Annotated in this window: 13 protein-coding genes; 6 read left to right on the top strand and 7 right to left on the bottom strand. The window is 71.0% G+C overall.

The window, feature by feature from the left end; all coding sequences use genetic code 11:
* The first annotated feature begins 36 nt into the window (after positions 1-36).
* Positions 37-2,637, top strand: coding sequence for a M14 family zinc carboxypeptidase (locus AC1P0E_RS10025; protein ID WP_482741817.1), 2,601 nt, complete (start codon positions 37-39; stop codon positions 2,635-2,637).
* A gap of 126 nt (positions 2,638-2,763) precedes the next feature.
* Here the strand turns inward: AC1P0E_RS10025 and AC1P0E_RS10030 are convergent, their stop codons facing one another.
* Both AC1P0E_RS10030 and AC1P0E_RS10035 read right to left on the bottom strand, forming a co-directional pair.
* A complete protein-coding gene (locus AC1P0E_RS10030; RefSeq protein ID WP_482741818.1) occupies positions 2,764-3,192 on the bottom strand; it encodes an organic hydroperoxide resistance protein in 429 nt (142 codons plus the stop codon).
* Positions 3,193-3,259: 67 nt separating this feature from the next.
* The gene (locus AC1P0E_RS10035; protein ID WP_482741819.1) at positions 3,260-4,279 is read right to left on the bottom strand and encodes an NADP-dependent oxidoreductase; all 1,020 of its coding nucleotides are present in this window, start codon (positions 4,277-4,279) and stop codon (positions 3,260-3,262) included.
* A 103-nt stretch (positions 4,280-4,382) separates the two neighbouring features.
* On the opposite strand from AC1P0E_RS10035, the gene AC1P0E_RS10040 reads away from it, so the two are divergent.
* Complete coding sequence (locus AC1P0E_RS10040) at positions 4,383-4,805, top strand: MarR family winged helix-turn-helix transcriptional regulator (RefSeq protein ID WP_482741820.1); 423 nt, start codon at positions 4,383-4,385, stop codon at positions 4,803-4,805.
* Between the two features lie 37 nt (positions 4,806-4,842).
* Here the strand turns inward: AC1P0E_RS10040 and AC1P0E_RS10045 are convergent, their stop codons facing one another.
* Positions 4,843-5,742, bottom strand: a complete 900-nt coding sequence (locus tag AC1P0E_RS10045; protein WP_482741821.1) for an SCO2400 family protein — start codon at positions 5,740-5,742, stop codon at positions 4,843-4,845.
* Positions 5,743-5,854: 112 nt separating this feature from the next.
* Between AC1P0E_RS10045 and AC1P0E_RS10050 the strand changes: the two genes are divergently transcribed.
* From AC1P0E_RS10050 to AC1P0E_RS10060, 3 genes are all read left to right on the top strand, one after another.
* Positions 5,855-6,430, top strand: coding sequence for a hypothetical protein (locus tag AC1P0E_RS10050; protein ID WP_482741822.1), 576 nt, complete (start codon positions 5,855-5,857; stop codon positions 6,428-6,430).
* Positions 6,431-6,582: 152 nt separating this feature from the next.
* Complete coding sequence (gene mreB / locus AC1P0E_RS10055; RefSeq protein WP_482741823.1) at positions 6,583-7,620, top strand: rod shape-determining protein MreB; 1,038 nt, start codon at positions 6,583-6,585, stop codon at positions 7,618-7,620.
* A gap of 70 nt (positions 7,621-7,690) precedes the next feature.
* The gene (locus AC1P0E_RS10060; RefSeq protein WP_482741824.1) at positions 7,691-9,286 is read left to right on the top strand and encodes a sensor histidine kinase; all 1,596 of its coding nucleotides are present in this window, start codon (positions 7,691-7,693) and stop codon (positions 9,284-9,286) included.
* A 143-nt stretch (positions 9,287-9,429) separates the two neighbouring features.
* On the opposite strand, the gene AC1P0E_RS10065 is transcribed toward AC1P0E_RS10060, so the two are convergent.
* The 4 genes from AC1P0E_RS10065 to AC1P0E_RS10080 form a co-directional block, all read right to left on the bottom strand.
* On the bottom strand, positions 9,430-10,098 hold the full coding sequence (locus AC1P0E_RS10065) for a LutC/YkgG family protein (RefSeq protein WP_482741825.1): 669 nt from the start codon (positions 10,096-10,098) through the stop codon (positions 9,430-9,432).
* The gene (locus AC1P0E_RS10070) at positions 10,095-11,600 is read right to left on the bottom strand and encodes a LutB/LldF family L-lactate oxidation iron-sulfur protein (RefSeq protein WP_482741826.1); all 1,506 of its coding nucleotides are present in this window, start codon (positions 11,598-11,600) and stop codon (positions 10,095-10,097) included. The genes AC1P0E_RS10065 and AC1P0E_RS10070 overlap by 4 nt, the downstream gene beginning before the upstream one ends.
* Positions 11,600-12,349 carry a (Fe-S)-binding protein gene (locus AC1P0E_RS10075; protein ID WP_482741827.1) on the bottom strand — a complete coding sequence of 250 codons (750 nt, stop codon included), beginning with the start codon at positions 12,347-12,349 and terminating at the stop codon, positions 11,600-11,602. Before AC1P0E_RS10075 ends, AC1P0E_RS10070 begins: the two co-directional genes overlap by 1 nt.
* A 127-nt stretch (positions 12,350-12,476) precedes the next feature.
* Positions 12,477-13,244: a TSUP family transporter gene (locus AC1P0E_RS10080; protein WP_482741828.1), complete on the bottom strand. Its 768-nt coding sequence runs from the start codon at positions 13,242-13,244 to the stop codon at positions 12,477-12,479.
* Positions 13,245-14,260: 1,016 nt separating this feature from the next.
* Between AC1P0E_RS10080 and AC1P0E_RS10085 the strand changes: the two genes are divergently transcribed.
* Entirely contained in the window at positions 14,261-14,602 is a 342-nt protein-coding gene (locus AC1P0E_RS10085; RefSeq protein ID WP_482741829.1) for a hypothetical protein, read from the top strand.
* Positions 14,603-14,811: the final 209 nt, after the last annotated feature.

Raw genomic sequence — 14,811 nt, forward strand, 5'->3', positions numbered from 1 at the left:
CATCTCTGATCGCTTCCGACGCATCCGGAGATACGCATGGGCACAGGTATACCGAGACCTCTCCTCATCACCACCGCCGCCGTGACGAGCGCACTCCTGCTCTCGCCCGTCGCGGCCACCGCCCAGCCCGGCCCTCCTGGCGGTGACGGGGACGGCGTTCACCGCGAGCGGGGCGCCGGGCAGGGGCAGGCGGCGGCGCGCACCCCGGCGGGCGCCGCCGCGAAGGCGCTCGACGCCGGCCACGCGTCGTCCGGGCTGCGGCACGGCGGCGGGTATCCGCGCCGCACGCACCTGACCCCGCCCGCGCCGAATCCGGCCGACAAATCCGTCAAGCTGGGGCTCACGCCGTACCACTCCATCGCCCCGGCCCTCAACGAGCTGCAGAAGCTGGGCAGCGACCGGGTCGGTGTCGAGGTCGCCGGGAAGTCCGCCGGCGGGCGTCAGCTGTATCTGGTGACGGTCACCGCGCCCGAGAGCGCCCGCGAGGCCCGCGAGCAGGAGCGGATGCGGGAGCTGATCGAGAACGCGCCGGCCGCCGCCGCCAAGGACCGGCGTATCAAGGCCGCTTACAAGGCGCCCGTGTTCATCAACAACAACATCCACGGCAATGAGTGGGAGGGCACGGACGCGGCCCTGAAGCTCATCGAGGAACTGGCGAAGGCGAAGGACAAGAAGACCGCCGGTCTGCTGGCGAAGACCCGTATCTACCTCAATGTGACCGCCAATCCCGACGGGCGGATCGCGGGAACGCGCGCGAACGCCAACGGCTTCGACCTCAACCGGGACTTCATCACCGCCACCCAGCCCGAGGCGCGCGCGATCCGGCGGATCGCCATCGACAAGCAGCCGGCAGTCATGATCGACCTGCACGGGTACGTCAACGGCACGCTCATCGAGCCGACGACCCCGCCGCACGGCGAGAATTACGAGTACGACCTCTTCCTCAAGAACTCCTACGCCAACGCGCTGGGGATGGAGGCGGCCGTCAACGGCCTCGGCTACACGGCGGCGAAGGACGGCGTCGAGCCCGCCGTCATCCCCTTCCGCGACCAGGAGGAGGGCTGGGACGACTGGCCGCCGATCTTCACGCCGCAGTACATGCCCTTCCAGGGCGCGGTCGCGGCGCACACCATCGAGTTCCCGATGCAGGTCAACAACCGGGCCTACGACACCCTGCCGGTCGCCGAGCTGCGCCGCAGGGCCGCCATCAACACGGACATAGCGGGCGCGGCGATGCGCGCGACCCTCGATTACACGGCCCAGAAGCGGTCTTCGGTCGTGGCCGACCAGATCGAGACGTTCCGGCGCGGTGCGGCGGGTGCCGCGCAGGTGCCGGTGTCGCGGGAGACGGTTCCGGGTGTGCCCGGCATCGGGCCCGAGGACGTCTACACGACGGACTTCCCGCGGGCGTACGTCGTCCCGGCGGGCCGCGGCCAGCGCTCCGCGACGGCCGCGGCCCGGCTCGTCGACCACCTCGTCGCCAATGACGTGCGCGTCGAGCGCGCGCGCCGGGACTTCCGGCTCGGCGGACGGTCGTACGAGGCGGGGTCGTACGTCGTCGACATGCGCCAGCCCAAGCGCGGCCTGGCCAATGTGATCCTGCACGAGGGCCGGGACATCAGCGCGGACGTCTCGACGATGTACGACATCTCGGGCTGGAGCCTCGGGCTGCTGTGGGGCGCGGGCGTGGAGAAGGTGCGGAAGGCTCCGGGTGGGGTGGATGTTCCGGGGCGTACGGTCCAGGCCGCTTCCCCGACCGGTTACGTCGCTCCGCGCGGCGACCTCTCGCTGCGGCTCGACGACCCCAGGGAGCTCGCCGCGCTCAACTCCCTGCTCGGGGACGGGGTGAGGGTGCGGCGTACGGCGGACGGCAGCGCGCTCGTGCCCGCCTCGGCGCGCGAGAAGGCCGCCGCGCTCGCCGGCCGGTACGGCGTCGCCTTCCACGCCACCACGGCCGAGGGCGTCGCCGCGCTGCACCGCACCCGGGTCGCGGCGGCGGTCACGCCCGGCGAGCTGTTCGCGCTGCGGGAGATGGGCTTCGAGGTGCTGCCCGTCTCGACGGCGGCGCTCAACGCCGGCTTCGACTGGTCGAAGGCGGACGTGCTGTTCGTGTCGTCCGGGCTGGAGTACGGGAAGCTCGACGCGGCCGCGCGCGGCACGCTCGACACGTTCCTCGGCGGGGGCGGCGGCCTGGTCGGGCGGGGCGCGGCGGGAGCGGCGCTCAACGCCGACGCCGGTCTGCTGGCGGCGAAGCCGGTCGAGGGCAACGGGGACGCGAACGGCGTCGTACGGGTCGTCAACGCGGGCGGTGCCGTGTCCGGCGGCGCGCCCGCGCACACCTTCGTGTACTCGCCGATGTGGTTCACGGACCTCGGACCCGGTGTGCGGGTCGAGCAGTCGTACGGCGCGGGGAACCCGCTCGTGTCCGGACACTGGCGGGCGGCGGAGGACGGCAGCGGCGGTCCGGCGGACGCGGCCGGCAAAGCGGCTGTCGTCAGCGGTACGTCGGCGAAGGGCGCGGGAGTTGTGCTGTTCGGTACGGAGCCGCTGTTCCGCGCGCACCCGAAGGGCGCTTTCGCGCAGGTCGGGCGGGCGTTGATGCTGCGCGCGGCGGTGGGGGCGGGCAGCACGGGCTAGGCGGGGCGGGCTAGGCGGGCGGGGCGGGCTGCGGAGCTTTTTCCCTGCCCGCCCCACGGCGAAGGGCCGCACCCCTTGCGGTGGGGTACGGCCCTTCGGGTCACGCAAACGCGACGCGTCCGAATGTCAGACGACCGCCAGCTCGACCTTGATGTTGCCGCGGGTCGCGTTCGAGTAGGGGCACACCTGGTGCGCCTTCTCCAGCAGATCCCGCGCGGTCGCCTCGTCCACGTTCGGGATGTGCGCGGTGAGCGCGACCTCGAGGCCGAAGCCACCGTTCCCGTTCGAGCCGATCCCGACCTTCGCGGTCACGGTCGAGCCGGAGATGTCCGCCTTCTCCTTGCGCGCGACGACAGCGAGCGCACCCTGGAAGCAGGCGCTGTAACCGGCGGCGAACAGCTGCTCCGGGTTCGTGCCGGCGCCACTGCCGCCCATCTCCTTCGGCGGGTTGACGACCACGTCGAGCTGGCCGTCGTCCGACGCGACGCGGCCGTCACGGCCGTTCTCGGCGGTGGCGACAGCGGTGTACTTCACGTCTATGTCGAGAATGGTCATGCTGAGGTAATCCTCCTGCTTTGTACGTCGCGACTCGCGCCCACGACCGCGACGGCTGGTGGTGAGCCTATCGGGTGAGCGAAACGATCATCTTGCCGGTGTTGTCGCCGCGGAGCAGGCCGACGAACGCGTCGTAGCCGTTCTCGATGCCTTCGACGACCGTCTCGCTGTACTTGAGTTCGCCGGAGCGGATCCAGGCCGAGACGTCCTCGACGAACTGCGGCTGGAGCGCGGCATGGTCCCCGACGAGAACACCCTGCAGACGCAGTCGCTTGCCGATGATCAGCGCCATGTTGCGCGGCCCGGGCGTCGACTCCGTGTTGTTGTACTGCGCGATCATGCCGCAGATGGTCGCGCGGCCGTGCACGTTCAGCGAGCCGATGGCCGCTTCGAGGTGGTCGCCGCCGACGTTGTCGAAGTACACGTCGATGCCGTCGGGCGCGGCCTCGCGCAGCTGCTGCCCCACGGGTCCGTTCTTGTAGTTGAAGGCGGCGTCGAAGCCGAGGTCCTCGACGAGGTGCTTGACCTTCTCGTCGGAGCCCGCCGACCCGATGACGCGCGAGGCGCCCCTCAGCTTCGCCATCTGGCCGACCTGGCTGCCGACGGCACCCGCCGCGCCGGAGACGAAGACGGCGTCCCCCTCCTTGAAGGAGGCGACCTCGAAGAGGCCGGCGTAGGCGGTGAGGCCCGTCATGCCCAGCACGCCGAGGTAGGCGGAGAGCGGGGCGAGCGAGGCGTCGACCTTGGTCGCGTGCTTCGCGTCGACGTCGGCGTACTCGCGCCAGCCGAGACCGTGCAGGACGTGGTCACCGACGGCGAAACGCTCGTCGGCGGAGGCGATGACCTCGCCGACCGCGCCGCCGTCCATCGGCTGGTCCAGCTTGAACGGCGGGACGTACGACTTCACGTCGTTCATACGGCCGCGCATATAGGGGTCGACCGAGAAGTGGAGGTTGCGGACCAGGATGCGGCCCGCGCCCGGCTCGGCCACCGGGGCCTCGCGCAGCGCGAAGTCCTCGGGCTTGGGCCAGCCGTGCGGGCGGGCGACGAGGTGCCAGGAACGGCCGGTCGTGGGGAGTGCGGACATGCGGGTGCGACCTCCTTGGAAAAGCCAGCAAAAGCTTCAGGTACTAAAACAACCATGCTCCTGGATATTTCATGTTGTCAAGTAAATGGGTAGGATGGGATGCATGGCCCCTCGTAGAGACCCCCTGACCCTCGAAGTCGTCGAGCTCATCGGCGAGGTCGTCTCCCGCTACTACGAGGAGTACGACGAGGCGGCGGCCAAGCACTCACTCACCGGCGCCCAGGCGCGCGTGCTGGGTCTGCTCTCCATCGAGGCGATGCCCATGCGCCGTATAGCCAAGAAATTGAAGTGCGAGCCGTCGAACGTCACAGGGATCGTCGACCGGCTCGAGGCGCGCGGTCTGGTCGAACGGCAACCCGACCCGGCCGACCGGCGCGTCAAACTCGCCGCCGTCACCGAGGACGGGCGGCGGACCGCGGCGCGGCTGCGCGAATCGCTCGGCTTCGCGCGCGAGCCGCTCGGTGAGCTGTCCGACGACGAGCGCACCGCACTGCGCGACCTGTTGAAGCGGATGCTCGGGAACTGACCACCGCTGGGCCGGACCGGGCCCGGTCAGCCCCGGCTCAGGCGCACCACCACAGGAACCGGTCGCAGGTCTCGGTCGGCGTGGGCTCCGGTGTCGGCTTGGGCGCGGGCCGCGGGTCAGCGGAAGAGGCAGGCGGCGGGGGCGGGGCCGGCGGCGCGGGCTCGGGTGCGGACGTTTCGCCGCCCCCGGGCGCCGGCGATGCGCCACCGGGCGCCGACCCCGGCTCCGGCGGGGTGGCATCGGCGACTTCCGTGGCCTTCGCCGGAGCCGACTTCGACGCCTTGGCGGACGGCGAGCTGCTCTCCGAGGCGGAGGCCGAGGCCGAGGCGGTACTTCCCGACGCCGACGGGTCCGCCTGCGCGTCGCCGGGTCCGCCGACGCCTGCGGCGCCCCCGTCACCGGTCGCGGCCGGCCCGCTCGGCTCACCGGCGCCCTCGCCGTCGTCTTCGCTCTCACCCTCGCCCTGTACGGACCCGGAAGCCCACCCCTCGCCCACGGACTCCGTGGCGAGCTCGGCCAGGCTCAGCGCGCCGCCGGCCAGTACCAGCCCCATACAGACGAGGACCATCTTGCGACCCCGGCGGCGGTGCGCCCGGCGGCCACCGCGGGCCCGCTGCGCACGCCGGGCGGCGCGGCCGGGACCGGCGGAGCGGGCCGATTCGCCGGGCGCCACACGGTCGGCTTCGGTGGGCTCAGAGTGCTCAGGGGTCTCAGCGGGCTCGGTGGGCTCGGCGGTCCATTCGTGACCTGCGCCACTGTCGTACGCCTCACGAACGGGATGAACCTCGCGAAAACCGCGGGCGTCGTCACGGTGACGGGCGTCGTGCACCGCGGGCGCCTCAGGGGCGGCGTGGCCGAGTTCACCGACGGGGGCTCCGCACCCGGCACAGGCCAGAGCGCCGTTGAGGTGCCTGCGGCAGGAGTAGCAGTAGTCCATGGCGCCCGCAGGTTATGCGTCCCGGGGTCAACAGCGGGAGCCGGATCTGTGAGGATCCTGTGTGGAAGCGTGTATTCCACGGCGTGTCAGTGGGGCACGGCAGGATGGACCTATGCATACGGGCACGCATCCCTTCGGGCCGCTGGACTTCCAGCTCGTGTTGTTGCGCCGGATGGCCGACCACCAGCCGGGTCTCGTCGAGGACGCCCGCCGCGAGCTGGGCGTGACGCTCCCGGAGATGCGCGAGGCCAATCGCCGCTGGCAGGCGATGGTCCGTTCGCCGCGAGGACGCGGGACGGTGGCGCGCTACCGCTCGGTGCTCGGGCCGCCCGAGACGTCCGTACGCCGCAGGATCGGCGACCTGGAGTGCGACGCCCTGGCCTGGCCGGTGCCGCTCTGGCCCGGCCTGCGCTTCGAGGTGCTGACCGCGCCGGGTGGCGCCGTATGGAACGAATGGCTGGTCCGCGCTCCCGGCGCCCCCGGCCCCGAGCTGCGTACGGCCGAGGACCTGCGCCCGTGGTCGTGCACCGTCGACGAGGTGGCCCGCGCCTTCCCGCCGGCTCGCCCGATGGAGGGAACGGCGCCCACCCGGTGGCGGCTCGGGCTGACGCTGCCGGACGGCAAACCCTGCGTGGCGGAGTTCACCTGGGGTTTGTTGCAGCGCGTGGGGTGTCCTGACGGCCCATGACATGGCCCGGACCGGTGTGTCCCGGCTCCTGGCACGGCGTCAGCTCGTACGCCCGACCGGCTCACTCAGCGCGCGCACGGCCACCGGCCCCCGCACGATGCGAAGCAGGACCGGCACCCGCCGGTCCGTCAGCGCTCTCGGGAGACCCTGCCGTGACCGTCAGTCTTGAGCAGTTGCGCCGTTGCCATATCGCCGTCGATCTCGGGGCCGCCAGGACCCGGGTTTTCGTGAAGGGTGTGGGGCTCGTCGTCGACGAGCCGAGTGTGGCCGCCGTGAACACCCGCACCGGCGCGCTCATCGCCGTCGGCGCCTTCGCCGAACAGATGACGGGCCGTACGCCCGACTACATCCGTGTCGTACGCCCCGTCTCCGGCGGCACCGTCGTCGACATCGAGATGGCCCAGCGCATGCTGCGTCACCTCATCGGGGAGAAGCTGCGGCGCCAGCTCCGCCGCAAGCCGCGGCTGCGCGCCGCCGCCTGCACACCGCACGACAGCGACCCGCTCGCCCAGCGCGCGGCCGTCGAAACACTCATCGGGCTCGGCGCGCGCCGCGTCGAGCTGGTCGACACCCTCATCGCCGCGGCCGTGGGCTGCGGGCTGCCCGTGGAACAGCCGTCGGCCACCATGATCATGGTGTGCGGAGCGGCGACCACCCAGGTGGCGGTGCTCTCGCTCGGCTCGATCGTCACCGCCCAGCGGGTCCCGGTCGGCGGCAACGCCATCGACCACGCCGTGATCCAGCATCTGCGCCACCAGCACGAGCTGGTGCTGCCGAGCCAGTCCGTACGCCCCCTCCAGCTGGCCCTGCGGGGGAACGGCCTGACCGCGGAGGGCCCCGCGTCCACCGAGATCCACGGCCGGGACGTGGCCACCGGCCTCGCGCGCTCGGTACACGTCGACACCGCCGCCGTGCGCCAGGCCATCCACACCCCGCTCACCGCGGTGCTCGACGGCATCGGGAAAGTACTGCGCGACTGCCCGCCCGACCTGGTCGCCGACCTCGCCGACCGCGGCATCATGATGGTCGGCGGCAGCGCGCTGCTGCCGGGCCTCGACCAGATGCTGCGCGACGCGACGGGCATGCCGGTGCACATCGCGGAGCGGCCGGACGTCTGCTCCGTACTCGGGCTCGGGGCGATGCTGGAGGGCAAGATCCAGCCGATGAGCCTGGACCCGATCAGCGGCTGAGCGACGCGGCGCCCGTACGACGGGCGGACGGACAGAGGGTCGGGCGGACGGGCGGACGGGCGGACGGCGCATGAACCCGGAGAGCGGCGCGAGCGTGGTGCCCCGGCTGCCGATGCTGCTGGAGGCCGTACTGAACGTCGGCTCCGACCTGGAGCTGCACGCCACCCTCCAGCACATCGTGGACACCGCAACCGAGCTCGCCGGGGCCCGTTACGGCGCGCTCGGAGTCGTCGATCCCGAACGTGGCCGCATCACCGAGCTGTTCACCTCGGGCATCGACGACGAGACGCGTGAGCGCATCGGGCGGCTGCCGGACGGACGCACCGGCCTGACCGGCTACCTCCTCCAGGAGCCCCGGCCCCTGCTCGTCCCCGACATGTCGGCCGACGTACGCTCGGCCGGCCTGCCGCCCGGCCACCCCGCCATGAAGTCCTTCGTCGGCGTCCCCATCCGGGTGCACGCCCAGGCCTTCGGCAATCTCTACCTGACCGAGAAGCGGGGGGCGGCCGGTTTCACCACGGACGACCTGGCGCTGCTGCGGGTGCTCGCCTCGCAGGCGGGCATCGCGATCGGCAATGCGCGGCTGTACGAGAGCGCCCGCCGGCGGGAGCGCTGGATCGAGGGCGCCGCCGCCTGCACCACCGCCCTCCTGACCGGCGAGAGCGCCGAGGACGCGCTGATGACCGTGGCCGAGCAGGCCCGGGTCCTGGCCGGTGCCTCGGCGGGCGTGGTCCTGCAGCCCACCGCCGAGGGCGGCATGGAGATCGTCGCCGCCTCCACCCGCGACGACCCCGCCGACCTGATCGGGACCGTCATCGAGCCGGGCAGCCCGGTCCTGGAGCAACTGCTCGGCGGGGAGCCGGTGTTCATCGAGGACTCGGCGACGGACAAGCGGATGACGACGCATGTACGGGACCGTTTCGGGCCGAGCATGATGCTGCCGCTCCAGAGCGGCGGCAACCTGATCGGCACGTTGGCCCTGCCGAGGCGGCGCGGCGGCCCTCCGTACTCGGCGGTCGACCGGCTGCTCGCCTCGCAGTTCGCCTCGCAGGCGGCGCTGGCGCTCGTGCTGGCGGACAGCAGGCAGGACCGGGAGCGGCTCGCGGTGTTCGAGGACCGCGACCGGATCGCGCGTGACCTGCACGATCTGGTCGTACAGCGGTTGTTCGCCACCGAGATGATGCTGGAGTCGACCCGTCGGCGGGCGGGCGCGGCGGGCGACGCGGAAACGGCGGACGCGGCAGCAGACATGGACGGGCTGCTCGGCGCGGCCGTCGACGAGCTGGACTCCACCATCCAGGAGGTACGGACGACGATCTTCGCGCTGCAACAGCCCCCGGCGGACGCGCCCGCCACCTTCCGGGGCCGGGTCCTGCGCGAGACGTCCGGCGCGGCGACGCTGCTGGGCTTTCAGCCGTCGGTGCACTTCGCGGGCGCGGTGGACGCGCTGGTTCCGGAACCGGTGGGGCAGCAGCTGCTGGCCGAACTGCGCGGCGCGCTCGCGGCGGCGCACCGGCGGGCGGGGGCAACGGCGGTGAGGGTGGAGGTCGAAGCGAAGGTGCCGTTGGCGGACGGGCAGGAGGGCGTGCGGCTGACTGTGGCCGACGACGGCGTGGCGGAGGCGGGGCGCCGCGGCACGACGGTCACCTGGGAGTCACCGCTCTGACCCGCCCGGACCGCACCGCTGCGGGCGGGGCCTTTGCCCCACTCCGCCCACTCCCCCCTTCCCGCCGTGACACTTCGCGGCTGCGCCGCGTGAGCGCGCGACGCCAACCCTGTCGGCACGCACCCGGCTGTCCGGGGCGACCCTCATGAACGTGAAGCAACCTCCTGCGCGTCGCCGGCGTTCTCGACGACGACGACATCGAGCGTGCGCGGCCCGTGCACGCCCTCCACGCGGTCGAGTTCGATGTCGCTGGTGGCGGAAGGCCCCGAGATCCAGGTCAGCGGCGCGGTCGCGTCGAGGCGGGTGAGTGCCTCAGGGACGTCGCCGGCGATCTGGTCCTCCCGTACCACGCACAGGTGGTAGTCGGGCAGGAGCGTGAGCGCCCTGCGGCCCTGCCCGGGCCCCGCGTCGAGGACGATCGTGCCGGTCACGGCGATTCCGACGGCCGCGGTCGTCAGCACACCGCCGGCGGCATCGAGATCCTCCACGGACAACGGCGGCTCGTCGCGCAGTACGGTCCACCCGCCGCCCTCGGGGAGCAGTTCGGCCGGAAAGCCGCCGGGCACGACAAGCGTGCGCAGCCCCCGCGCGGCCAGGCGCGCCGCGACGGTCTCGCGGGCGCGGTCCGGCGTCGTACGGGTGACGGTGGCCCGGTAGTCGGCGACGCGCTCGGCGAAGAGCGCGGTCGTGTCGGGCCCGGCGTGCGAACGTCGGTAGTCGCGCGGGACGGTTACGTCGTCGGGCCCTTCGCCCGCCGGTACGTCGGCGAGGGCCGCCCTGATCCGGCCCAGCACGGTGTCACGCGTCGTCACTTCGCATCGCCTCCCTCTTCGCCGACTCGGCCCACTCGGCCTTCTCGGCTCTCCCGGCCCTCCCGCGTCCTTCGCCACCACGCCCGCAGCGATTCCTTCGGCGGGACCGCCGTGTCGCGGGTCCGCGTCCAGCGGCCGAGCGGTCCCGGCAGGTTGCCGATGCTGCCGCGCCGGGAGACCAGTCGGGCGGCGGGGTGCGCCAGGCGCTGGACGGCGGACAGCTTGCCCGGCGAGGAGAGTACGGCCGCGGCGGCCTTCATGACCAGGGCCTCCGGCGTCGGTACGCGGCCCTTGGCGCGCTTGGTCTCGACGACCTCGGCCCGCAGATGGACCAGTACCTCCGGGATGTTGATCTTCACCGGGCAGGCGTCGTAGCACGCCCCGCACAGCGTGGACGCGAACGGCAGCGACTCGGCGTGCTCGACCCCGACGAGCTGCGGGGTGAGTACGGCGCCGATGGGGCCGGGGTAGACCGAGCCGTACGCGTGGCCGCCCGTCCGCTCGTACACCGGGCACACATTGAGACAGGCCGAGCAGCGGATGCACGCCAGCGCCTGGCGGCCGACCGTGTCCTGGAGGGTCGCCGTACGGCCGTTGTCGAGCAGGACGAGGTGGAAGTCCCGCGGGCCGTCGCCCGCGGTGGTGCCCGTCCACATGCTGGTGTACGGATTCATCCGCTCGCCCGTGGAGGAGCGCGGCAGCAACTGCAGGAAGACCTCCAGGTCCTCGAAGGACGGGAGCACCTTCTCGATCCCCATGACGGTGATCAGGGTCTCGGGCAGGGTCAGGCACATTCTGCCGTTGCCCTCGGACTCGACGACGCCGACCGTGCCCGTGTCGGCGGCGGCGAAGTTCGCGCCGGAGACGGCGACCTTGGCGCGCAGGAACTTCTCGCGCAGGTGCAGGCGCGCCGCGTCGGCGAGGTCGCTCGGGCGGTCGGTGAGGCCTTCGGGGGCCGGGCGGCCCCACTGCCCCATCTCACGCCGGAAGATCTCGCGGATCTCGGCCCGGTTGCGGTGGATGGCGGGGACGAGGATGTGGGAGGGGCGGTCGTCGCCCAGTTGCACGATGAGCTCGGCAAGGTCGGTCTCGTACGCGGAAATGCCCTCTGCGGCGAGGGCTTCGTTGAGGCCGATCTCCTGGGTGGCCATGGACTTGACCTTGACGACCGCTGTCTCGCCCGTGGCCTTCACGAGATCGATGACGATGCGGTTCGCCTCGGCGGCGTCGGCCGCCCAGTGGACGATGCCGCCGGCCTTGGTCACCGACTCTTCGAGCCGTACGAGATGGGTGTCGAGGTGGCGGAGGGTACGGCGCTTCAGGGCCTCACCGGCGGTGCGCAGCTCCTCCCAGTCGTCGAGTTCCGCGGTGACGGCGAGGCGCTTGTCGCGGATGGTGCCGGTCGCCTTGCGCAGGTTGGTGCGCAGCTGGGTGTCGGCGACGGCCTCACGGGCGGCGTCCGGGAAGGACGGGGCGCCGAGCCATACGACGTTGTCGGGCATCACACGGCTCCTTGCGTCGAAGTCGAGGCGAGGATCTCGGCGAGGTGCCGCGTGCCGACTCCCGTGCGCAGCCGGTTCAGGCCGCCGCCGATGTGCATGAGGCAGGAGTTGTCGCCGGCCGTCAGTACGTCGGCGCGGGTGTCGAGGACGGCGCGCATCTTGTCGGCGAGCATCGCGTTCGAGGTGTCGGGGTTCTTCAAGGCGAACGTACCGCCGAAGCCGCAGCAGGTGTCGGCGGCGGGCAGTTCGACGAGGTCGATTCCCTTGACCGCGCGCAGCAGCCGCAGCGGGCGGTCTCCAACGCGGAGCATGCGCAGGCTGTGGCAGGTGGGGTGGTAGGTGACGCGGTGCGGGAAGTACGCCCCGACGTCGGTGATTCCCAGTACGTCGACGAGCAGCTCGGAGAGTTCGTGGACCCTGGGGGTGACGGCCTCCACGCGCCTGACGAGCGCGCTGTCTCCGTACTGCTCGGCCACCACGCGGTGGTAGTCACGGATCATGCCGACGCACGATCCGGAGGGGGCGACCACCGCGTCGTACTCCCCCTTCTCGAATACGTCGGCGAAGCGCCGGACCATGGGGAGGGTCTCGGGGCGGTAGCCGGTGTTGAAGTGCATCTGACCGCAGCAGGCCTGGTCCTGGGGGAACTCGACCGTGTGGCCGAGGCGTTCCAGGAGTGAGACCACCGCCTTTCCCGTGTCCGGAAACATCGTGTCGTTGAAGCAGGTGATGAACAGGGCGATTCTCATGGTTGGTTCTCGACCTCCACCGGGACCGGTACGTCCGCCCCCAGCGAACCCTCCCCACGCAGCTCCTCCCACATCCGCGCGGGAAGGCGCGCGTCCTCGTGGGTCCGTTGCGCTCCGCTCGTCCACGTCATCCGAACTGGTCGATGGAGAGCTTCGTAACCATGCCGAGCACCACGACGAGCAGTACGATGCGCACGAATCCGGAACCACGTCGCAGCGCGGTTCTGGCACCCATGGCGGCCCCGGCGATGTTGCAGACAGCCATCGCGGCTCCGAGGAGCCAGAGCACCTGCCCCTGGGCGGCGAACACCAGGAGCGCGCCGAGATTGGTCCCTACGTTCACCACCTTGGCCAGTGCCGAGCTCTGAAGAAACTCCAGAGACAGCAGGCTGGTGAACGCGATGATGAGAAACGTTCCGGTCCCCGGTCCGAAAACACCGTCGTAGAAGCCGATTCCGCAACCCGCCAGGGCGACGACGGCCAACTTCCGGCGCCGGCTGACGGCCTCGCCCTCCTCGATGGCCCCGAAGCTCGGCCGGAGCGTGACGAAGGCGGCCACGGCGATCAGCAGTGCCATGATGACCGGCCGGAACCAGGCCGCCGGCAGGCTGGAGGCGGACAGGGCCCCGAACCCGGCCGCAGGGACGGCGAGCGCCGCCGCCGGGAAGGCGACGGAGCGATCCAATTTCGTCCGCCGGGCGAACGTCACGGCTGCGACGGTCGTTCCTGTGATGGCCGTGAGCTTGTTGGTTCCGAGGGCCGTCGCCGGCGAAAGGTGCGGAAACGCCACCATCAGAGCAGGAATGAGCACGAGCCCGCCACCTCCCACCACGGCGTCCACCCACCCGGCAGCCGTCGCGGCGACCAGCAGGCCCGTCACTCCCAGGGCGTCCAAAGGGGTCTCCTACCTTCTCGTCGGCCGGGGCTGCCGGGGGAAACAACGCCAAGAGCCCGCGATGCCATTTCGATGTCATAGCTCTGTCCGTGCGGTGTCCATGATCGGCATGGCGGATCCGTTGTGTCCGGCCGACCCCACGATTGATGTCGCGGTACTCCACCGCGCGAGGAGGCGGCAGAAGAACCCGCAGGTCATGCCTGGATCACGAAGAGGACAGCACACGCAGCACACGCAGCACATTGAACAATCGCGGCGGGCTCAGGACAGTTGTCCAAGACGGAAGTGGCGCTGGACACTGCTGACGTACTGTCCGTCGAAACGCCGCAGAACACCTTGAGCACCGGCACGACTTGGCCCGCCACCACAACAGCGGCAAGACCCCAAGAAATGACGGCACTGACTGTGTCCGCCTGGCGCGAGGGGCTGCTCCGGGCATCCAGGGCTGGTGCGCCGATCAGCTTGATCGGTGGACGGTTCCCCATGAGCGGATGATGGTGACCGCGGCATTCCCGCTCCAGCGGATCCCCAGGTGTCGCGGATCTGCCGCCCGCAACGACCGCTGTTCGCCGAGCGGTTGCAGGTGAACACGACACGTTTCTGCCGCCTCGGCGCCTCGGCCCGGCTGTGCGCAGAACACTCGGCATCGACCTTGATGTGGTCGCCGGCACCGGCCACCTTCTGGTCGACGAAAACCCCGAATACGTGGCTGCTCTGATCGCCAGCGCGGGCGGGGCCCGGCCTTCCCCTCAAGACCAGGCAAGCTGAGTGGAGACTGGGCCAGGTCTGAGCGGAACATCGCCCCGAAGACCGCCCGCCGTGGTCAGCCACACGGCTCACTGCCTGAACCTCGCCCGCAGACTCTCATTCCGAAAGCACCCTTAGGCACAGACGGTTGTCATGTTAGCGTCTACTGCTTCTACGAACTACCGATCGAAAACAGAACACTTGGGGGAACTATGCGTAAGTCAATGCTGGGAGCTGCCTTCACGGCGGTCGCGTCTCTGGCTGTGTCGATGACCATTGCTGTGCCGTCTGCCAGCGCCGCCGAGGTGTGCGCTACCGGTGTGGATGGCGCCCTCGTCTGCTTTTACCATGACGGCGACATCATGAAAGTCAAGGACACCAAGGCTGACGGTCACCGGGCGGTTGGTAGCTGGTACACCAGCTACGGCAGGAGCGGCCTCTGCCAGAACACGGGCGGAGCGGGGACCTGGGTGACCTGTAACTACGACATGCGTGAAGACGGGAACATCACCTACCGCGCAGAGGTCCGGGAAGGCACGACGATCCTCCGGAAGTCCTCGTGGCACACGGAGCCCATAGCCGGCTGCGGCGCCCCGATCTGCTCCTCCTGACAAAGCCTGCACCGTGAAGGGTTCACCGGTCAGGGGGTTTGGACATCACACCGTTTGAGTCCCCCAATGGTCAGGGCTGTCTGTAAACCCTTTCAATAGCCAGGTTCGGTCGAATGGGGCGCCTGGCCGGGTGATCCCGGCCGGACAGGCGCGCGAAGGAGGGCCTCCTGACCGCTCGGGGATGTCGAAGTCCAGGAGCGCCAGGAGGC

This window comes from Streptomyces sp. TRD_SC_5 (genome assembly GCF_056836825.1).